18 protein-coding genes are annotated in these 18,525 nt (G+C 71.7%); 5 read left to right on the top strand and 13 right to left on the bottom strand.

What is annotated here, in order from left to right; all coding sequences use genetic code 11:
• Window positions 1-2 precede the first annotated feature (2 nt).
• Genes ABFX51_RS28625 through ABFX51_RS28605 form a run of 5 tightly spaced genes read right to left on the bottom strand, consistent with a single transcriptional unit; the run spans window position 3 to window position 6,042 of the window.
• Complete coding sequence (locus tag ABFX51_RS28625; RefSeq protein ID WP_091504389.1) at window positions 3-872, bottom strand: ROK family protein; 870 nt, start codon at window positions 870-872, stop codon at window positions 3-5.
• Window positions 869-2,443, bottom strand: coding sequence for a dipeptide ABC transporter ATP-binding protein (locus ABFX51_RS28620; RefSeq protein ID WP_091504388.1), 1,575 nt, complete (start codon window positions 2,441-2,443; stop codon window positions 869-871). The genes ABFX51_RS28625 and ABFX51_RS28620 overlap by 4 nt, the downstream gene beginning before the upstream one ends.
• On the bottom strand, window positions 2,440-3,324 hold the full coding sequence (locus tag ABFX51_RS28615) for an ABC transporter permease (RefSeq protein WP_091504387.1): 885 nt from the start codon (window positions 3,322-3,324) through the stop codon (window positions 2,440-2,442). The genes ABFX51_RS28620 and ABFX51_RS28615 overlap by 4 nt, the downstream gene beginning before the upstream one ends.
• Entirely contained in the window at window positions 3,311-4,276 is a 966-nt protein-coding gene (locus ABFX51_RS28610; RefSeq protein ID WP_091504386.1) for an ABC transporter permease, read from the bottom strand. Before ABFX51_RS28610 ends, ABFX51_RS28615 begins: the two co-directional genes overlap by 14 nt.
• Window positions 4,273-6,042, bottom strand: coding sequence for a peptide ABC transporter substrate-binding protein (locus ABFX51_RS28605; protein ID WP_091504385.1), 1,770 nt, complete (start codon window positions 6,040-6,042; stop codon window positions 4,273-4,275). The genes ABFX51_RS28610 and ABFX51_RS28605 overlap by 4 nt, the downstream gene beginning before the upstream one ends.
• A gap of 159 nt (window positions 6,043-6,201) precedes the next feature.
• Between ABFX51_RS28605 and ABFX51_RS28600 the strand changes: the two genes are divergently transcribed.
• From ABFX51_RS28600 to ABFX51_RS28590, 3 genes are read left to right on the top strand one after another with little or no spacing between them, the layout of a single operon-like run.
• Entirely contained in the window at window positions 6,202-7,365 is a 1,164-nt protein-coding gene (locus tag ABFX51_RS28600; RefSeq protein WP_245782892.1) for an ROK family transcriptional regulator, read from the top strand.
• The gene (locus ABFX51_RS28595) at window positions 7,362-8,786 is read left to right on the top strand and encodes a M81 family metallopeptidase (protein ID WP_091504384.1); all 1,425 of its coding nucleotides are present in this window, start codon (window positions 7,362-7,364) and stop codon (window positions 8,784-8,786) included. The genes ABFX51_RS28600 and ABFX51_RS28595 overlap by 4 nt, the downstream gene beginning before the upstream one ends.
• Window positions 8,783-9,505, top strand: coding sequence for a copper homeostasis protein CutC (locus tag ABFX51_RS28590; protein WP_346055493.1), 723 nt, complete (start codon window positions 8,783-8,785; stop codon window positions 9,503-9,505). The genes ABFX51_RS28595 and ABFX51_RS28590 overlap by 4 nt, the downstream gene beginning before the upstream one ends.
• A gap of 16 nt (window positions 9,506-9,521) precedes the next feature.
• Here the strand turns inward: ABFX51_RS28590 and ABFX51_RS28585 are convergent, their stop codons facing one another.
• The 4 genes from ABFX51_RS28585 to ABFX51_RS28570 all read right to left on the bottom strand — a co-directional run bounded on the left by ABFX51_RS28585 (window position 9,522) and on the right by ABFX51_RS28570 (window position 12,733).
• Complete coding sequence (locus tag ABFX51_RS28585) at window positions 9,522-10,157, bottom strand: DedA family protein (RefSeq protein WP_346055492.1); 636 nt, start codon at window positions 10,155-10,157, stop codon at window positions 9,522-9,524.
• 89 nt (window positions 10,158-10,246) lie between these two features.
• Window positions 10,247-11,248 carry a lipoyl synthase gene (lipA, locus tag ABFX51_RS28580; RefSeq protein WP_346055491.1) on the bottom strand — a complete coding sequence of 334 codons (1,002 nt, stop codon included), beginning with the start codon at window positions 11,246-11,248 and terminating at the stop codon, window positions 10,247-10,249.
• Window positions 11,249-11,273: 25 nt separating this feature from the next.
• The gene (locus ABFX51_RS28575) at window positions 11,274-12,206 is read right to left on the bottom strand and encodes an oxidoreductase (protein WP_346055490.1); all 933 of its coding nucleotides are present in this window, start codon (window positions 12,204-12,206) and stop codon (window positions 11,274-11,276) included.
• 20 nt (window positions 12,207-12,226) lie between these two features.
• Window positions 12,227-12,733 carry a hypothetical protein gene (locus ABFX51_RS28570; RefSeq protein ID WP_346055503.1) on the bottom strand — a complete coding sequence of 169 codons (507 nt, stop codon included), beginning with the start codon at window positions 12,731-12,733 and terminating at the stop codon, window positions 12,227-12,229.
• 104 nt (window positions 12,734-12,837) lie between these two features.
• On the opposite strand from ABFX51_RS28570, the gene ABFX51_RS28565 reads away from it, so the two are divergent.
• Entirely contained in the window at window positions 12,838-13,431 is a 594-nt protein-coding gene (locus ABFX51_RS28565) for a TetR/AcrR family transcriptional regulator (RefSeq protein WP_346055489.1), read from the top strand.
• Between the two features lie 10 nt (window positions 13,432-13,441).
• Window positions 13,442-14,377 (top strand): LLM class F420-dependent oxidoreductase, encoded by a 936-nt coding sequence (locus tag ABFX51_RS28560; RefSeq protein ID WP_346055488.1) that lies wholly within the window; start codon window positions 13,442-13,444, stop codon window positions 14,375-14,377.
• Window positions 14,378-14,415: 38 nt separating this feature from the next.
• On the opposite strand, the gene lipB is transcribed toward ABFX51_RS28560, so the two are convergent.
• The 4 genes from lipB to sucB form a co-directional block, all read right to left on the bottom strand.
• Window positions 14,416-15,141, bottom strand: coding sequence for a lipoyl(octanoyl) transferase LipB (gene lipB / locus ABFX51_RS28555; RefSeq protein WP_177228558.1), 726 nt, complete (start codon window positions 15,139-15,141; stop codon window positions 14,416-14,418).
• Between the two features lie 16 nt (window positions 15,142-15,157).
• Window positions 15,158-15,787, bottom strand: a complete 630-nt coding sequence (locus ABFX51_RS28550; protein WP_346055487.1) for a phosphatase PAP2 family protein — start codon at window positions 15,785-15,787, stop codon at window positions 15,158-15,160.
• Window positions 15,784-16,653 (bottom strand): TIGR01777 family oxidoreductase, encoded by an 870-nt coding sequence (locus ABFX51_RS28545; RefSeq protein ID WP_091504375.1) that lies wholly within the window; start codon window positions 16,651-16,653, stop codon window positions 15,784-15,786. Before ABFX51_RS28545 ends, ABFX51_RS28550 begins: the two co-directional genes overlap by 4 nt.
• A 72-nt stretch (window positions 16,654-16,725) precedes the next feature.
• Window positions 16,726-18,492: a 2-oxoglutarate dehydrogenase, E2 component, dihydrolipoamide succinyltransferase gene (gene sucB / locus ABFX51_RS28540; RefSeq protein WP_346055486.1), complete on the bottom strand. Its 1,767-nt coding sequence runs from the start codon at window positions 18,490-18,492 to the stop codon at window positions 16,726-16,728.
• Window positions 18,493-18,525 lie beyond the last annotated feature (33 nt).

Genomic DNA, 18,525 nt, shown 5'->3' with positions numbered 1-18,525 from the left:
GCTCACTCCCGGACCAGGCGCACCGCCCCCAGCGCCACCGCGCGCGAGCCCAGCCGCGACAACCGGATCCGCACCGGAGTACCGGACAGGAGCGGCTGGGCTTCGAGCGCGCGCAGCACCGCCTTCTCCAGCAACGGCCACGACGCCACCACGCTGCCGCCGAGGATGGCCAGGTCCAGGCCCAGCAACCCGCCCGCCTGCGCGACCGCCGAGCCCAGGTGCCGCCCGGCTTCCTCGTAGACCGCCGCCGCCACGGCGTCCCCGGCCTCGGCGGCCGCCGCGATCTCCTGCGCTGTCAACGAGGCCCCCGTCCGCGCGGCGTAACGCCGGGACAGCGAGCGCCCTGACGCGTACGCCTCCAGGTGCCCCCGCTGCCCACACGAACACGGCTCGTCCCCGAACGCGCCCACGTGACCGATCTCCCCAGCGCCCCGGCCCCGCAGCAGCCTGCCGTCCACGAGCAGCGCCCCGCCGACCCCGGTGCCGAGCGTGACACCCAGCGCGTTCCGCAACCCCGCCGCCTCGCCGAGCAGAAACGCCCTGACGTCGTTCTCCGCACGCGCGGGCACGCCCAGCCGGGCCGAGAGCCCGGCGTTGATCGCGGTGCCCGCCCAGCCGGTGAACGAATCGCCCGTCGCGAGCACGGTGCCGGTGTTCGGGTCGACCACCCCCGCGGCACCGACACCGATCCCCGCCGGGGTGACACCGAAGGAGCGCACCAGCCCGGCGGCGATGTCCAAAATGGACTCGCCACCCTCGGTGGCCGGCGTCGGCCGCACCGCCTCCGCCACCACCTCGCCCCGCTCGTCGCACAACACGGCGAGCGTCTTCGAACCCCCGATGTCGAGCCCTGCCCAGAACCGTGCCGTCATACCGCGCGCGCCAACCGCCGCTCACGCTGCCGCGCCGGATCCGGCACGGGCGAGGCCAGCAGCAACGCCCGCGTGTACTCGTGTTCCGGCGTGCGCAGCACCTGCTCGCACGGGCCCTGCTCGACGACGCGCCCGCCGCTGAGCACGGCGACGCGGTCGCACACGCGGTCCACGACGGCGAGGTCGTGGCTGATGAACAGGCAGCCGAACCCGAACTCCTCGTGCAGCCGCGCCAGCACATCCAGCACCGTGGCCTGCACGGACACGTCCAGCGCGCTCGTCGGCTCGTCCGCGACCAGCAGTTTCGGGCCCAGCACGACCGCCCGCGCCAGGCTCACCCGCTGCCGCTGACCACCGGACAGCTCGTGGCCGTACCGGTGCAGCAGCGACTCGGGCAGCTCGACGGCGTCGAGCAGTTCCCGCACCCGCCGCAGCCGCTCACGCCTGCCCTGCCGGGTGTGCACGACCAGCGGTTCGGCGATCGTCTGCGCCACCGTCATCCGCGGGTCCAGGGACGACGCCGGGTCCTGGAAGACGGCGCCGATGTGCCGTCGTGCCTTGCCGTTCAGCGGTTCCCCGAACACGCGCACCCCGCCGGACTTCGGCTTCACGAGCCCCAGCGCGCAGTTGCCGAGCGTCGTCTTGCCCGAACCGGACTCGCCGACCAGCCCGACGATCTCCCCGGCGCCGACGTGCAGCGACACGGAGTCGACCACCCGCCGCCCGCCGTAGGTGACCACCACGTCCGTCAGCGACAGGACCGCGTCGGCCGGTTCGGGTTCGGAGTGGGAAGCCGTGCCCAGCAACGGAACCGCCGCCAGGAGCTGCTTGGTGTAGTCGGCTTCCGGGTGTTCGAACAGCTTCGTGGTGGCCGCCTCTTCGACGACGCGGCCCTGGCGCAGGACCAGCACCCGGTCGGCGAGGTCGGCGACGACGCCCATGTTGTGCGTGATCAGGAGCGTGCCCGTGCCCTCGTGCTCGCGGATGTCCCGCAGCAGGTCGAGGATCTGCTGCTGCACGGTGACGTCGAGCGCGGTCGTCGGCTCGTCCGCGATGATCAGCTCCGGCCCCGCCGCCAGCGCGATGGCGATCATCACGCGCTGCCGGAGCCCGCCGGAGAGCTGGTGCGGGTACTGGTCCAGGCGCCGCCGCGGCTCCGGCACGCCGACGCGGTCCAGCAGCTCGGCGCACCGGTCGCGGTAGTGCTTCAGCCGTTTCGGCTGCTCGTCGTGGTTGCGGATCGCCTCGGCCAGCTGGAACCCGATGGTGCGCAACGGGTTCAGCGCGGTCATCGGCTCCTGGAAGACCATGCCGGCGCCCTTGCCGCGGACGCGCCGCAGCGCCTCGCCCCGCAGGCCGAGCACGTCCTGCCCGGCCAGCTCGATCGAGCCGGTCACCTTCGCGTTCCCCGGCAGCAGCCCCAGCACCGCGAGCGCGGCCGTGCTCTTGCCGGACCCGGATTCCCCGACCAGCGCGACGATCTCGCCCTTGCCGACGGTCAGCGACAGGTTGTCGACGGCCGGACTGTCGCCGTAGGTCACCCGCAGGTTTTCGATGCTCAGCACACTCATCGCCGCCCCCTCACCGCGAACGCGTCACGCAGTCCGTCGCCCAGGAAGTTGATCGCACACACCACGAGCACGATCGCGATACCCGGCGGCAGGATGAGCCACCAGGCGCCGTCGTAGGTGTAGGTGATGCCCTTGCTCAGCATCGCGCCCCAGTCCGTCGTCGGCGGTGGCACGCCGAGTCCGAGGAAGCTGACGTAGGCCACGAGCAGGATCGCGTCGGCGATCTGGAAGGTCAGGTTGACCATCAGCGTGCCGATCGCGTTGGGGATGAGGTGCCGGAACACGATCCGCAGCCGTCCGGCGCCGAGCACCGAGATGGCCTTCACGTAGTCGCGTTCCTTGAGCGTCACCGTTTCCGCGCGCATCAGCCGCGCCGGGACGAGCCACGAGACGCAGCCGATGATCACCGCGAGCACCCACACGCTCGGGGTCACCAGCGTCGCGGCCACGAGCAGCAGGAACAACGCGGGGATGGCGACCCCGGTGTCGACGATTCGCATCAGCACGGCGTCGGCCCAGCCGCCCGCGTACCCCGCGAGCGCGCCCCAGATCGCGCCGATCGCGGTCGCGATGAGCCCCGCGACCACCCCGACGATCAACGACGTGCGCCCGGCGACCATGAGCCGCCCGAGCACGTCGTAGCCGAGGTCGTCGGTGCCCAGCGGGTGTCCGGCACCCGGCGCGAGCCGCGCGGCCTGCAGGTTCGTGTGCACCTGGTCGCTGCCGTAGAGCAGCGGGCCGAGGAAGCAGAACGCCAGCACCAGCAGGAGCAGGATGCCGCCGGCGACTGCCGTGCGGTGCCCGAGGAACGCCGAGAGGGTGCCGCGGTGGCGCCGCTCGGGTGCGGGCGCCAGCGAGATGGTCGGGTCAAGCGTGGTCATGTGCTCCCGCCCTCCGGATCCGGGGATCGATCAGCAGCTGCACGAGGTCGGCGAGCAGGGCACCGGCGACCGTCGCGATGGCGATGACGAGCACGACGCCCAGCAGCACGGGGTAGTCGGCGTTGCGGGCGGCGTTCCAGAACAGCAGTCCGACGCCGGGGTAGTTGAACATCGACTCGACGACGAGCGACCCGCCGAAGATCACCGGCACGTAGTAGCCGAGCATCGCGACGACCGAGGTCAGCGAGTTCGGCCAGACGTGCCGCCACAGGATCACCCGCTCCGGCGTGCCCTTCGCGCGGGCCGTGCGCACGTAGTCCTCGGTCAGGTTGTCCAAAGTGGAGGCACGCATGTACCGGCTGAACGCCGCCACCGTCGCGCCCGCGCCCGCGAGCACCGGCAGCACGAGCGAGCCGGGCTGCGACAGCAGTTCGCCGAGCGTGTCGCCCTGCGCGGCCTGCGCCGGGAACCACGGCAGGGCCTGCGAGAACAGGATGATCAGCAGCAGCGACAGGAAGAACACCGGCGTCGCGTAGAGCACGAACGCGATCCCGGTGCCGAGGTGGTCGAGCACGCCACCGCGCCGGACCGCCTGCCACACGCCCAGCGGCAGCGCGACGACGATCGCCAGCAGCGTCGAGGTCGCGGTGAGCACGAGCGTCTTCGGCAGCCGCTCGCCCAGCAGCGTCGTGACGTCGGTGTTCATCGAGTACGACTCGCCGAGGTCGCCGTGCAGCAGGCGGAGCAGGTAGTCCCAGTACTGCACCGGCAACGGCTGGTCGAACCCGGCGGAGTGGTTGAACGCGTCGATCTGCTCCTGCGTGGCCTTGACGCCGAGGATGCCGCGCGCGGGGCCGCCCGGCAGCAGGTGCAGCAGCACGAACGTGGCCACGGTGACCAGCAGCACGACCACGACGGCCAGCAGCAAGCGTTTTCCGACGTAGCGGATCATCGCGCCACCTCCTTCGTCCAGAACCAGCGCTGCGGCTGCAGGCCCGCGAGCGGGTCCTGGCTGACGCCGTGCAGCGCGGAGTCGATCGCCGAGACCTGGTACGGCGGGTTCGGCATCCAGATGACGGGCAGCTGCTCGGCGAGCCGGGCGCTGTAGTCGAGCATCGTCTGCGCCGCGTTCGCCTGTGTGGACGCGGAAACCAGCTGGTCGGTGACCGCGTCCGTGTACCCGCCGAAGTTCACGCTGGCGTCCGTCGTGAACAGCTGCTCGCCGCTGGGGTAAGCCGGGAAGTACCAGCTGCCCTGCGTGCCGAAGTACGACAGCTGCCACGAGCAGGAGGGCTCCTCGGGTTTGCACGTCGTGCCCGTCGCGAGGACGGTGTTGAGCGGCTGCGAGTTGATGTTCAGCTCGATGCCGATCCGCGCCAGCTCGGACTTGAGCTCCTGCATGGTGCCGTCGGTCTCGTCGGAGCCGGATTCCGTCAGCAGGGTCATTTCCAGTCGCGTGCCCCGCGCGACGCCCTCACCGCAGTCGCCCTCGCACGTGAGGACCCCGTCGCTCCCCGGCCGCCAGCCGTGTGAGGCCAGCAGGTTCCGCGCCGCGTCGAGGTCGAACGGGTACGGGTTGGTCTTCTGCCGGTCGGACAGGTACTGCGGGTCGTTGTCCTGCGGCACCGGGCCGTAGCCGGGGCTCGCGGTGCCACGCCAGATGACCGACGAGATGGCCTGCTGGTCGACCGCGTGCTGGATCGCCTGCCGCACGTACAGCTGGGAGAACGCCTTGCCCAGCGCGGGGTTGTTGAAGTTGTAGGGGATGTAGGTGATGGACCAGCCGTTCCACGGCTCGATGGTGTAGCCCTGCGCTTCGAGTTCGGGTTGCTGCCCCAGGTTCGACGTCGGCAGGTAGCCGTAGTCCACGCCGCCGGCCCGCAGCACGTTGTACTCCGCGGCGGAACTGGTGAAGGTGAGGAAGTCGACGCCGTCCAGGCGCGCGGGGTCTTCCCCGGTGTAGCGCGGGTTCTTCACCAGGCTGACCGCGCCGTTCGCGGTGAAGTTCCGCAACGCGAACGGGCCGTCCACGACCTTCCACAGTGGATTCGACGCGTAGGTGCCGAGGTTCTTCGCTTCGGCGACCAGGTGGTCGAAGATCCGCTTGGCGCCTTCAGGCGTGCGGTCGGCGTCGCCGTCACCCCATTCCTGGTGCGGCAGCGGAATTACGTAGGTCAGCTGGTTGGCCGTGAACCAGTCGTTGTTGTAGGTCTTGTCGAGCGTGAGCGTGAAGGTGTGCTCGTCGACGGCGTGGAAGGCGGTGACGTTGTCCGGGATCAGCCCGCTCGTGTAGGCACCCCAGTCGTCCTTGCCCGCGCGCACGAGGTTGAACCAGAACTCGACGTCCCGCGTGGTCACCGGGGTTCCCGTGGACCACGTGAGCGGCTTGAGCCGGATCGTGACCGTGCGGCCGTCCGCCGAATACACCGGCGGCTCGGCCGCGCTCGCCTGCTCGTCCATCGCGACCGCGCCCGAAGTGCCGTCGTAGGCGTAGAGCGGGACGTACATCGTGGACTGGATCGCCGAGTTGTAGCTGGCCGTGTAGCCCGGGTAGGAGATCGGCAGGATCCAGTTCGGTGTCGCCGACGGGGGCAGCGCGAACCGGACCGTCCCGCCTGGCACTTCGTTCTGCCCGCCGCCGCCGTGCTGCTCCCGCGCTCCGGCACAGGCCGTCAGCGCGAGACAGCAGACGGCCAGCAGGGCCAGTCTGCGCACCATTTTTCGCCTCACTTCCAACAAGATTGATGCAAGAGATTTCTTGCTGGGGCTTCCCGGGGCTGCCTATGCTGGCGGAGTCAACCACCTCCCATGGAAATCGCCAAGGGGGCCAGGTGACAATAAGGTTTCTGCATACTTACGACAGATTTGGTGCAAGTAGTGCTCGGTACTCCGGCCCCCGCCGCCACGGACCTGTTGTGGCTGATCACCAGTGGCCGCGCCACCTCCCGGATGGAGCTGGCGCGGGTGCTCGGGCTGCCGCAGTCGACGGTCTCGCTGCGGGTGCAGGCGCTGTTGTCCGCCGGGGTGCTGACGGAGTCCGGTGAGGGCCGGTCGCAGGGCGGCCGCCGCCCGCGGCTGCTCGCCGTCCGCCCGGAGTTCGGCCACGTCTGGACCGCCGAGTTCGGCTCCAGCCACGTGCGCGTCGGCGCGCTCGACCTCGGCGGGAACCTGTTGTGCACCACCGAAGCGCCCATCACGATCGACGCGCACCCCGACACCGTGCTCGCCGAGTTCGCCGCGACGGTGCACGACCTCGCGCGCCGGAGCGACGTGCCGGGCCGGTGGCTGGGCGTCGGTGTCGGGCTGCCCGGTCCCGTCGACTACGCGGCGGGCACCGTCACACTGCCCGCGCGGATGCCGGGCTGGCGCGGCTATCCCGTGCGTGCCGCGCTGCAACGGCACTTCACGCAGCCGGTGGTGGTGGACAACGACGCGAACCTGATGGCGCTGGGGGCGGCACGGCTGGGCCCGCCGGGCGAAACGCTGGTGGTCGTCAAGGCGGGCACGGGCATCGGCTCGGGCCTGATTGTCGAAGGGCGGCTGCACCGGGGTCGCGGTGGCGTGGCAGGCGACATCAGCCACGTGCGGGTCGCCGCCGGGGAGGAAAACCCTTGCAGCTGCGGCAATCGCGGTTGCCTGGAGACCGTGGCCAGCGGTGCGGCGCTCATCCGCCAGCTGCGGGAGGCGGGCGTCGAGCTGGCCAGTGCTGCCGAGGTGATGGCGGCGGCGGAGAACGCGCACCCGGAGGTCACGCCTGCCGTGCGCCGGGCCGGGCTGCTGCTGGGCGAGGTGCTGGCCACGGTGGTCAACTTCGCGAACCCGGACGCGGTGCTGCTGGGCGGCGCGTTGTCGGGGGCCGAGGCGTTCGTCGCCGCGGTGCGGGGCGCGTTGTACGAGCGGTGCCTGCCGCTCGCGACGCGGGAACTCAGGATCGACCGGGTCCGCACCGGCGCGGACACGGCTCTCGTGGGCGCGGGTGCGCTCACGCTGGAGGAAGTCTTCGACGAAGCCGTGCGAGCGGCGGGAAAGGTGGCCGGGTGAAGCCGTTGCGGATCGGGATCGCCGGAATCGCGATCGAGTCGAGCACGTTCTCGCCCCATCGCTCTACAGTGGACGATTTCGTGGTGACCCGCGACCGGGAACTGCTGGCGCGCTACGACTTCCTGCCCGCCGACGTCGAGTGGGTCCCGCTGCTGCACGCCAAGGCGCTGCCGGGCGGCGCGGTCACCGAGGAGTCGTACACCGAGCTGTCGGAGGAGATCTTCACGCGGCTGCGCGACGCCGGGCCGCTGGACGGGTTGTTCTTCGACATCCACGGCGCGATGAGCGTGGAGGGCCGGCTCGACGTCGAGGCGGATCTCGCCGAGCGGATCCGGGAGATCATCGGGCCGGACGTGCTGGTTTCGGCGTCGATGGACCTGCACGGCAACGTGTCGCGGCGGCTCGCGCGGGCGGTCGACCTGATCACCTGCTACCGGATGGCGCCACACGAAGACGCGTGGGACACGCGGGAACGCGCGGTGCGCAACCTGGTGGCGCGTCTGCGCGACGGTGGGAAACCCGCCAAGGCGTGGGTGCAGGTGCCGGTGCTGCTGCCGGGCGAGAAGACGAGCACGCGCATCGAGCCCGCGAAGAGCATCTACGCCCGCGTCCCGCAGGTGGAGGCGCTCGACGGGGTGCTGGACGCCGCGATCTGGGTCGGCTACGCGTGGGCGGACGAACCGCGCTGCCAGGCGGCGGTCGTCGTCACGGGCGACGACCGGGAACTGATCGCGGCGAAGGCGGCCGAGCTGGCGCGGGCGTACTGGGACGCGCGGCACGACTTCGCTTTCGTGGCCCCGACCGGAACGCTGGCCGAGTGTGTGAGCATCGCGAAGGCGAGCGAGGCGCGGCCGTTCTTCATCAGCGACTCCGGGGACAACCCGACGGCGGGCGGCGCCGGGGACACCTCCTGGAGCCTCGGCGAGCTGCTGCGCCTGGACGTGAACGGGATCTACGCGGCGATCGTCGATCCCGAGACCGTGGCCACCGCCGTGCGCGCCGGGATCGGCGCCACCGTGACCGTCGAGGTCGGCGGGAAGATCGACTCGGGCCCGTGTGGTCCGGTGCCGTTGACGGCGCGTGTCGAGGCCATCGACGCCGAAGATCCCGTGGCCGGGACGGCGGTGGTGCTGGCGGTGGGCGAGCTTCGGGTGATCGTGACGGCGCGCCGCAAGCCGTACCACCACGAGGCCGATTTCACCGCGCTGGGCCTGAAACCGCGTGAGGCGGAGGTGGTGATCGTGAAGATCGGGTACCTGGAGCCGGAGCTGTACGAGATGGCCGCGGACTGGCGGCTGGCGCTCACGCCGGGCGGGGTGGACCAGGACCTGCTGCGGTTGGGGCATCGGCGGATCGAGCGGCCGATGTTCCCGTTCGACCCCGGCATGCCCGCCCCCGACCTGACGCCCGAGCTGCTGTGAACCTGCGGATAGAGCTGAGCACGGACACCGTCGACGGCGCGGTGGCCGCCGACGCGCTGGGCGCGGACCGGATCGAGTTGTGCTCGGCGGGCGAGCTGGGCGGGCTGACGCCGGGGCCGGGGCTGCTCGCGGCGGTGCTGGCCCGGTGTCACCGCGCGGAGGTGCACGTGCTGATCCGCCCGCGGGAGGGCGGTTTCCGGTACACACCGTCCGAAGTGGACGCAATGCTGACGGACGTCCGCCACGCGGCGATCTCCGGTGCCGCCGGGGTGGTCGTCGGAGCGCTGACGGCGCGGAACGAGCTGGACCGGGCGGTGCTGGCGGACCTGATCGCGGCGGCGGACGGCCTGCCGGTCACGGTGCACCGGGCGATCGACGTGTCCGCCGATCCCGTGGCGGCGGTGGAAGCGTTGGTACCGCTGGGAGTGCGGCGCGTGCTGTCGTCAGGAGGCGCCGCGCGGGCTGAGGACGGGGTCCCGGTACTGCGGCGAATGGTAGCCGCCGCGGGCGACGCGCTGACGGTGATGGCCTGCGGCGGCATCCGCCCGCACAACGCGCTGGCCATCGCCCGGGCCACCGGAGTCCGGGACCTGCATGCGGCCCCGCGGCGAGTGCCGGTCCCGGCGTCACCGCCGTCGGCGGTGGACTACGGCACGCACGCGGTGCTCGATGAGGAGGTGGCGGGGGAGCTGATCGCGCTGGCGCGTTCAGTGGAGTGAGTAGTCCCGCGAACCCTCAGACCGCGTCCTTCTGCTTCGTCTCCTGGGTGGAGCGCTTCTTCCGCCACCGGTGCAGGAAGAACAGCCCCACGAGCACCAGCACCCCCAGCACGATCAGCCCGCCGGTGTTCATCACGCTCTCGATCTGCTTCGCAGCTTCACCGAGTGCCACGCCGATGCTGATGTGCAGCGCGGACCAGCACATCGCGCCCGCGAAGGCCGCGGGGAGGAACTTCCGGAACGGCAGCCCCGACGTACCCGCCGCCGCCGGGGTCAGCGTCCTGATCACCGGCAGGAACCGCGCGAAGAACACCGCCCACGCGCCCCGCCGCTGCAGGATGCCCGTCGCCCTGTCCCAGGCGTCCAGGCCGTGCTTCTGGATCAGCTTCGTCTCCCGCAGCCGCGGCCCCCAGCGGTGCCCGATCGTGTAACCGATCGAGTCACCCACCGTGGCGCACACCGTGACCACGGCCCACAGGACCAGGAACCGGGGCACGGTGTGCGCGGTCGTCGCGGCGATCAGCAGGCCCGACTCACCGGGCGCGAGGAAGCCGAGGCCGATCGTGCACTCGAGGAACACGAGCAGCCCCGTCGCGCCGACGAGCGCCGGCTGCGGCAGGTCCTGCAGCCAGTTCAGGATGTCGGTGATCACGCTGTAGCTCCCCCTGTCCGATTTGTCGGTGTCGCACGGTCCAACCTAGCGAACCCGGACGGGGAGGGCTTCGGGGACGAACCCTGAGATCAGCGGGTCAGCAGGCTGCTGGCTTCCTGCGCAGCGGGCCCGGCCTCGGCCAGGTGCGCCAGGTTCTCCGGCAGCGGCTCACCGCGGTGCCGCTTCGTCTGCGCGTACAACCGCCCCGCGCGGTACGACGAGCGCACCAGCGGGCCGGCCATGACCCCGGCGAAGCCCAGCGACTCCGCGACCCGCGAGTGCTCGACGAACTCCTCCGGCTTGACCCACCGGTCGACCGGGTGGTGCCGCACCGACGGGCGCAGGTACTGGGTGATCGTCAGGATCTCGCAGCCCGCGTTCACGAGGTCACGCATCGCGGGCTCGACCTCCTCAGGGGTTTCCCCCATGCCGAGGATCAGGTTCGACTTGGTGACCAGCCCCGCCTCGCGGGCCTTCGTGATCACCTCGAGCGACCGCGCGTACCGGAACCCGGGGCGGATGCGCTTGAAGATCCGCGGCACGGTCTCGACGTTGTGCGCCAGCACCTCCGGCCGCGAGGAGAACACCTCGGCCAGCTGCGCGGGGTCGGCGTTGAAGTCGGGGATCAGCAGCTCGACGCCGGTGCCGGGGTTCAGCGCGTGGATCTGGCGGACCGTCTCGGCGTACAGCCACGCGCCGCCGTCCTCCAGGTCGTCACGCGCGACACCCGTGACCGTCGAGTAACGCAGGCCCATCGCCTGCACGCTCTCGGCGACGCGGCGCGGCTCCTCGCGGTCCAGCTCGGCGGGCTTGCCGGTGTCGATCTGGCAGAAGTCGCAGCGCCGGGTGCACTGGTCGCCACCGATCAGGAACGTCGCTTCGCGGTCTTCCCAGCACTCGTAGATGTTGGGACAGCCCGCTTCCTCGCACACGGTGTGCAGGCCCTCGCGGCGCACCAGGCCCTTGAGCTCGGTGAACTCGGGGCCCATCTTCGCCCGGGTCTTGATCCAGGACGGCTTCTTCTCGATCGGGGTCTCGGCGTTGCGGACCTCGAGCCGCAGCAGCTTCCGACCTTCAGGCGCAACAGTCACGTGCCCAGCGTACGCGCCGGACCCTTCAGGCAGGGTCCGGCGTGATCCCGGTCAACTCGGCCGTCCGCGCCCACAGCGCGGCCCCGGTCGCCCGGTCCAGCGCGGTGCGCACGGGCTGGATGATCACGGGTTCCCCGCGCATCTGGAACGTCTTGGGCGCGACGTAGTCCCCGCCGTTGACCTCGGGTGCCGTCGCCGCGTACAGCTGCGGGAGCGCACCCCGTCGCACGTTCTGCGCGAGCACGACGTCCCCGATCTTGAACGCGGTGTCGAGCGCCTTGCGCACCAGGAAACTGGAGTACGAGGCGGCCATCGCGGAACCCAGTCCGGTGGCCGTGTAGCCGGGAGCGGCCGCGACGCTGCGGATGTCCTCGTCCGCGGCCCGCAGCCGCCGGTCCAGCTCCAGCGCGAACACCTGGTTGGCGAGTTTCGACTGCCCGTACGCCGCGGCGGCGTTGTACCGCCGGTGCTCGAAGTTCGGGTCGTCCAGGTGCAGCCGCGCCCCGAACGCGCCGATGCTGGTGAGCGTCACGACGCGCGCGTCGGTGCCTTCGCGCAACGCGGGCATCAAGAGCCAGGTCAGCGCGGCGTGGCCGAGGTAGTTGGTGCCGAACTGCAGCTCGAAGCCGTCGGCGGTGGTGCCGTGCGGGGTGGCCATCAGGCCGGCGTTGTTGATCAGGAGGTGCAGCGCGCCGTCCTCACGGGCTTCCGCGGCGGCCTTGCGGACCGACGACAGGTCCGCCAGGTCGAGCGTGATCAGCCGTGGTTCCGTGTGCGCCACCTCCTGGACGGCGCGCAGCGCCTGGGCCCCGCGTTCCGCGGACCGGCACGCGAGCAGCACGCGGGCCCCCTTCGCGGCGAGGGCCTTCGCGCTCTGCAACCCGAGCCCGGAGTTCGCGCCGGTGATCAACGCGGTGCGGCCGGACTGGTCCGGTATGTCAGCTTCGGTCCACGGCATACCGGGTAGTAGACACCACGTCACGCGGTGGGCGCGAGCATGCGCAGCAGCTGGCCCAGCGGGTTGCGGCGCGGCGCCGGGAGTTCCGGCCCGTGCCGCAGCAGCGCGGTGAACGCCGCGCCCACCTTCGTCAACTCCTCGACGGGTTCGCCGGGCTCGGCCAGCCCCGCGGCGACGGCGAGCATCCGCTGCTCGGCCTCCTGCACGCGGCGCAGCGCGGGGTGCCGCTCGGTGGCGACGTCGAGCACTGCGCGCAGCGTGCGGTTCCGGCGGGTGGCCTCGTGCCAAGCGCGGGTGACCGCGTCAACGTGGTCCTCGGGCTCGCTTTCGAACTCCGTGCGCAGGTGCCCGCCGAGCACCTGGCTCCAGCGGTACTGCAGCGAGAGCACGAGCTGTTCCTCGGTGCCGAACAGCTCGCGTGCGCCGGGTACCTGGGCGAAGGGCAGTGGCCCGCGGGGATCGCGCGCGGCCCGCCGCAACACCGCGTCGGCGACCTCGCGCCGCCGGTGGAAGTCGGTCCAGCTCATGAGTTCAGCCCCCATACTCCGAGTCTGCTCCATACTGTCGGTATGTCTAACATACCACGGGTATGTCAAAGGGAGGGCTGGCGTAAGCTGTGGTGGTGGTGACAATGCGGTCCAGGCGACTCGACTATTCGGAGTCCACTCGATCGGCACTGGTGGACAGCGCGGTCGAACTGTTCACCAAGCGGGGGTACGCGGGCACGTCGCTGGACGAGGTCGCGAAGCGGGCCAGGGTGACCAAAGGCGCGCTGTACCACCATTTCAGCGGAAAGCAGGCGCTTTTCGAAGCGGCGTTCGCACAGGTGGAAAGCGCGGTTTTCGGCAGGCTGGAAGAAATCATGCGCGGCCCGGAGCCGCCGTGGGAGCGCGCGCTCGCCGGGCTGCGTGAGTTCATCTCCAGCTGCCTCGACCCGTCGTACCAGCGCATCGCCATCCACGAGGGTCCGGTGGTCATGGGCTGGGAGCGCTGGCGCGAGGCCGAGGACAGGGCGAGCTTCGGGCTGATCCGGTCGAGCCTGGAGGACCTCATCGAGGCGGGCGAGGTGGACAGCGTCCCGGTCGAGATCACCGCGCGCCTGCTGTTCGGCGCCCTTTCCTCGGCCGCGACGGAAATCGCGAGCTCCCCGGACCCGAAGAAGGTCGGCGCCCAGGTCGAGACCGTGATCGTCCAGCTCCTCACGCGGGTCCGCCGCACCGATTAGGGTGTGTTCCGTGGACGTACGGATCTTCACGGAGCCCCAGCAGGGGGCCAGTTACGACGACCTGCTTCGCGTCGCCAAAGCGACCGAGGACGCCGGGTTCGACGCATTTTTCCGCTCTGACCATTTCCTGAAAATGGGCGGCGTTTCGGGTCTGCCCGGCCCGACGGACGCGTGGCTCACGCTCGCCGGCCTCGCTCGCGAGACGCGGCGCATCCGGCTCGGCACGCTGGTCACCTCGGCCACCTTCCGGCACCCCTCGGTGCTCGCGATCTCCGTCGCGCAGGTGGACCAGATGTCCGGCGGCCGCGTCGAGTTCGGGTTCGGCGCGGGCTGGTTCGAGGCCGAGCACACCGCCTACGGCATCGACCTGCCCCCGGCCAAGGAGCGCTTCGACCGCTACGGCGAGCAGCTGGAGATCATCACCGGCCTGTGGGAGACGCCCGAGGGCGAGACGTTCAGCTTCTCCGGCGAGCACTTCCGCCTGGAGAACGCGCCCGCGCTGCCGAAGCCCGCGCAGACCCCGCGCCCGCCGGTGATCATCGGCGGCACCGGCAAGAAGCGCACGCCCGCGCTGGCCGCCCGGTTCGCCGACGAGTTCAACCTGCCCTTCGCCGACGCCGCCACCGCCGCCGCGCAGTTCGAGCGCGTGGACGCCGCCGCGCGCGAGATCGGCCGCGACCCCAAGGAGATCACGCGCTCGCTCGCGCTGGTCGCCTGCGTCGGCGCCGACGACGCCGAGGTGTCCCGCCGCGCCGCGGCCATCGGCCGGGAGGTGCCGGAGCTGAAGGAGAACGGGCTGGCCGGTTCGCCCGCCGAGGTGGTCGACAAGATCGGCCGCTACCGCGAGGAAACCGGGATCACCCGCGTGTACCTGCAGATCCTCGACCTCGGCGACCTGGCCCACCTGGAGCTGATCGCCTCGGACGTGCTGCCGCAGCTGTCCTGAACACGGAGGAGGCGGCCCCTGCGCGGGGCTGCCTCCTTTCACGACTGCAGTGCGAAGGTGACGCCGGGGGCGCTGGGCGCCTCCGGCCGCGCGAGCCAGCGGTCGCTCACGGCCAGCTCGCCGTCGAGCGCGGCCAGCACGGCGTCGCGCGCCAGCGGCAGCGCCTCCTCGACCGTCACGTCCCGCTCCAGCTCCCAGGACAGCGACGTGACGCCCGCGTCCCGGATGCCGCACGGCACGATCTTGTCGAACGCGCTCAGGTCCGCGTCGCAGTTCAGCTCGAACCCGTGCATCGTCACGCCGCGCTGCACGCGGATGCCGATCGCCGCGATCTTGCGCTCCGGCCCGCGGTCGTCGGCGGGCACCCACACCCCGCTGCGGCCCTCCACGCGCCCGGTGTGCACCCCGAACTGGTCGCACACGCGGATCAGCGCCTCCTCCAGCCGCCGCACGTAGTGCACGACGTCGATGGGGTCGGCGAGCTTGACGATGGGGTAGCCGACGAGCTGCCCCGGCCCGTGCCAGGTGATCCTGCCGCCGCGGTCCACGTCCACGACGGGGGTGCCGTCGGCGGGCCGGTCCTCCGGCTGCGTCCGCTTGCCCGCGGTGTACACCGACGGGTGCTCCAGCAGCAGCATCGTGTCGGGGCCGGTGCCGTCCGCACGTGCGTTCGCGCACTCCCGCTGCAGGTCCCAGGCTTCGAGGTAGTCGATGGTGCCGATCGGACGGACGTCGACCGGCTCGGTGGTGGCACGGCAGGAAATCCTCACAACCGTGAGGCTACGCCGCGGGCGCGGACGCCGACACCGGTCCCGGTAGGAGCCGTAGCACACCCGCGACGAGCAGCCCGATGCCGAGCACGCCGAGCACCGCACCCACGGTGTCGCTGAGCCAGTGCACGCCGAGGACCAGGCGGGTCAGCGCCACGAGCACGGTCGCCACGGCCGACACCACCAGGGCCAGGCGGGTCAGCGCGGGCGCGAGCCACCGGCACAGCAGCACCACCGCGAACCCCGCGCTCGCGATCGCGACGACGTGCCCGCTCGGGTAGCTGAACTCCGCGTACTCCCGTGGCCGCTCGCGCAGGAAGATCGGTTTGCCGACCCAGCTCGTGAGCCGCGCGACGCCGAACACCACCAGCACCCGCGCCGCGACCCACGCCTCCGCCCGCAGCCCCCGGTACCACGCCAGCACCACGCCGACGAGGACGCCGAGCATCACCGCGGCCGGCAGCACGAGGCCGACCAGGTTGCTCACGACCGAGGTCGCCGTGCCGACCGGTCCCCGCCACCAGCCCTGGAACGCGCCGGTGACGGCGAGGTCGACCGCGAGCGGGTGCCGGGCCACGGCGATGCCCAGCGCGACGAACAGGCCGAGGAAACCCAGCCCGGCGCCGAGCACGCGGATCACCGCGCCGCCGCCATCGCTTCGTCCACAGTGGAGTGTGTGAACCGGTAACCCGCCCGCCGCAGCACCGAAGGCACCGCACGCACCGAGGACAACGCCAGCTCGTCCGCGGCTTCGCCGAGCGCGAGCTTCAGCGCCGCGGCGGGAGCCCACCACGGCGCGGGCCGGTGCAGCGCCCGCCCGAGCGCCTTGGTGAACTCCGCGTTGGTCACCGGCTCGGGGCCGACCAGGTTCACCGGCCCGGCCACGCTTTCGTGCTCCAGCAGGAACCGGATCGCGCCGACCTCGTCCTGCTCGCTGATCCACGCCTGGTACTGCCTGCCGCTGCCGATCCGCCCGCCCAGGCCCAGCTTGAACAGCGGTTTGAGCGGCCCCAGCAGCCCGCCGCGACGGCTGAGCACGAGCCCCGTTCGCAGGTACACCACCCGCGCACCCGCCCGCGCGGCCGGTGCTGTCGCGGCCTCCCACGCCTCGCACAGGTGCGCCAGGAAACCCTCGCCGCGGGGTGCGGTCTCGTCGCGCTCGGCGTCCCCGCCGTCGCCGTAGTAGTGCACGCCGGATGCGTTGAGCAGCACGGGAATCCGGTGCTCCGCGACCGCCTCGGCGAGCACCTCGGTGGGCTCGATCCGGCTGTCCGCGATCATCTGCTTGCGCGCCGCGCTCCACCGCCCGACCAGCGGCGTCCCGCACAGGTTCACCACGCCGTCCACGCCCTTGAGCGCGGCCTCGTCGATGCGGCCCGACGGCGGGTCCCACGTGTACTCACCGCTGCCGCGCACGAGCCGCCGCACCTCGTGCCCGGCCTCCCGCAGCGCCGAGACCAGGGCAGTACCGATGAGCCCGCGGGAACCCGCGACGAGGACACGCATGGCCTCAGCTTAGGCGGAGACAGGAAAAGGGGCGTGCCGTCACCGACGACACGCCCCCTTTCCGGTGGGACGTCAGAGACCCAGCTCGTCCTCGAAGTGGCCTTCCTCGAGGCGGTGCTTGATCGTGGTCAGGAACCGGCCGGCGTCGGCACCGTCGATGAGGCGGTGGTCGTACGTCAGCGCCAGGTACGCCATCGACCGGATGGCGATGGTGTCCTGCCCCTCGGCGTCGGTCACCACGACCGGCCGCTTCACCACCGCGCCGACGCCCAGGATCCCGGACTGCGGCTGGTTGATGATCGGCGTGTCGAACAGGGCGCCGTTGCTGCCCAGGTTCGTGATGGTGAACGTGCCGCCGGACAGCTCGTCCGGCTTGATCTTGTTCGCGCGCGTGCGGGACGCGACGTCCGCGATCGCCCTGGCGAGCCCGGCCAGGTTCAGCCCGCCCGCGTTGTGGATCACCGGGGAGAGCAGGCCGCGCTCGGTGTCGACCGCCACGGCGAGGTGCTCCTCGCCGAAGTAGGTGATCTCCTTGGTGTCCTCGTTGAGGTAGGCGTTGATGTTCGGGTGCTGCTTGAGCGCCTCGACCGTCGCCTTCGCGAAGAACGGCAGGAACGTCAGCTTGACGCCTTCACGCTCCTGGAACGCGGCCTTCGCCTGCTGCCGCAGCCGGGCGATCTTGGTGACGTCCACCTCGAACACCTGGGTCAGCTGCGCCGAGGTCTGCAGCGACTCGCGGGTGCGCTGCGCGATGACCTGGCGGATCCGGCTGGCCTTCTGCACCGTGCCGCGCAGCGCCGACTCCTCCGCGGCCGGAGCGCTCGGGCGCTGGGCCGCGGGAGCCGGGGCGCTCGCCGCCGGGGCTGGCGCGGCCTGCTGCTGCTTCTGCTTGGCCTCGGCCGCCGCGAGCACGTCCTGCTTGCGGATCCGGCCGCCGACCCCGCTGCCGGTCAGCGTCGACAGGTCGATGCCGTGCTCGGTGGCGAGCTTGCGGACCAGCGGCGTGACGTACGGGGCGTTGCCGTTGTCCTGCGGCTCAGCCGCGGGCTTCGGCGCGGGCGCCTGCGGAGCGGGGGCCTGCGGCGCCGGGGCGGCGGCCGCGGGCTGCGGGGTGGGCTCCGGCTTCGGCTCGGGCTTCGGTTCCGGCTTGGGCTCGGGCGCCTGCTGCTGCGGCTCGGGCCGGGGCTCCGGGGCCTTCGGGGCGGGCGCGGCGGAGGCGTCACCGATGACGGCGAGCTGCCCGCCGACCTCGACCGTCTCGTCCTCCTGCACGCTGATCTCCAGCAGCGTGCCGGCGACCGGCGAGGGCACCTCGGTGTCGACCTTGTCCGTCGAGATCTCCAGCAGCGGCTCGTCCACCGCCACCGTGTCGCCGACCTGCTTGAGCCAGCGGGTCACGGTGCCTTCCGTGACGCTCTCGCCCAGCTCCGGCAGGGTCACCGGGGTGCCCTGCGCGGACCCGCCCGGCGCGGGCTGCGCCTGCGGCGCGGACTCCTGCGCCGCCGGGGCGGCCTCCTGGGACTGCTGCTCGGGCTCGGGCTGGGCCTCCGGCTGGGCCGGGGCGCTCTCCACGTCACCGCCGGAGTCGCTGCTCCCGCCGGTGCCGTCGTCGATCACGGCGAGCTCGCCGCCGACCTCGACGGTCTCGTCCTCCTTGGCGACGATCCGCTGCAGCGTGCCGGCGACCGGCGACGGTACCTCGGTGTCGACCTTGTCGGTGGAGATCTCCAGCAGCGGCTCGTCGACCGCGACGGTGTCACCCTCCTGCTTAAGCCACCGCGTGACGGTGCCCTCGGTGACGCTCTCCCCGAGCTCCGGCAGTGTGACGGAGTAGGCCATCGTTCGCTGACTCCCTTTGAATCTTGTTGCTGT

Source organism: Amycolatopsis dongchuanensis (genome assembly GCF_039542405.1).
GTDB classification, from domain to species: Bacteria; Actinomycetota; Actinomycetes; order Mycobacteriales; family Pseudonocardiaceae; genus Amycolatopsis_E; species Amycolatopsis_E sacchari.
The sequence above is the reverse complement of the archived record's forward strand: the minus strand, read 5'-3'. Positions and strand labels throughout refer to the sequence as shown.

What these genes read in the sequence shown, in the direction of transcription:
- ABFX51_RS28575 (WP_346055490.1), bottom strand. Translation starts at nt 12,206, where the DNA reads ATGCCGTGGACCGAAGCTGACATACCGGACCAGTCCGGCCGCACCGCG.
- ABFX51_RS28615 (WP_091504387.1), bottom strand. Translation starts at nt 3,324, where the DNA reads ATGACCACGCTTGACCCGACCATCTCGCTGGCGCCCGCACCCGAGCGG.
- ABFX51_RS28605 (WP_091504385.1), bottom strand. Translation starts at nt 6,042, where the DNA reads ATGGTGCGCAGACTGGCCCTGCTGGCCGTCTGCTGTCTCGCGCTGACG.
- sucB (WP_346055486.1), bottom strand. Translation starts at nt 18,492, where the DNA reads ATGGCCTACTCCGTCACACTGCCGGAGCTCGGGGAGAGCGTCACCGAG.
- ABFX51_RS28545 (WP_091504375.1), bottom strand. Translation starts at nt 16,653, where the DNA reads ATGCGTGTCCTCGTCGCGGGTTCCCGCGGGCTCATCGGTACTGCCCTG.
- ABFX51_RS28565 (WP_346055489.1), top strand. Translation starts at nt 12,838, where the DNA reads ATGCGGTCCAGGCGACTCGACTATTCGGAGTCCACTCGATCGGCACTG.
- ABFX51_RS28620 (WP_091504388.1), bottom strand. Translation starts at nt 2,443, where the DNA reads ATGAGTGTGCTGAGCATCGAAAACCTGCGGGTGACCTACGGCGACAGT.
- ABFX51_RS28610 (WP_091504386.1), bottom strand. Translation starts at nt 4,276, where the DNA reads ATGATCCGCTACGTCGGAAAACGCTTGCTGCTGGCCGTCGTGGTCGTG.
- ABFX51_RS28570 (WP_346055503.1), bottom strand. Translation starts at nt 12,733, where the DNA reads ATGAGCTGGACCGACTTCCACCGGCGGCGCGAGGTCGCCGACGCGGTG.
- ABFX51_RS28625 (WP_091504389.1), bottom strand. Translation starts at nt 872, where the DNA reads ATGACGGCACGGTTCTGGGCAGGGCTCGACATCGGGGGTTCGAAGACG.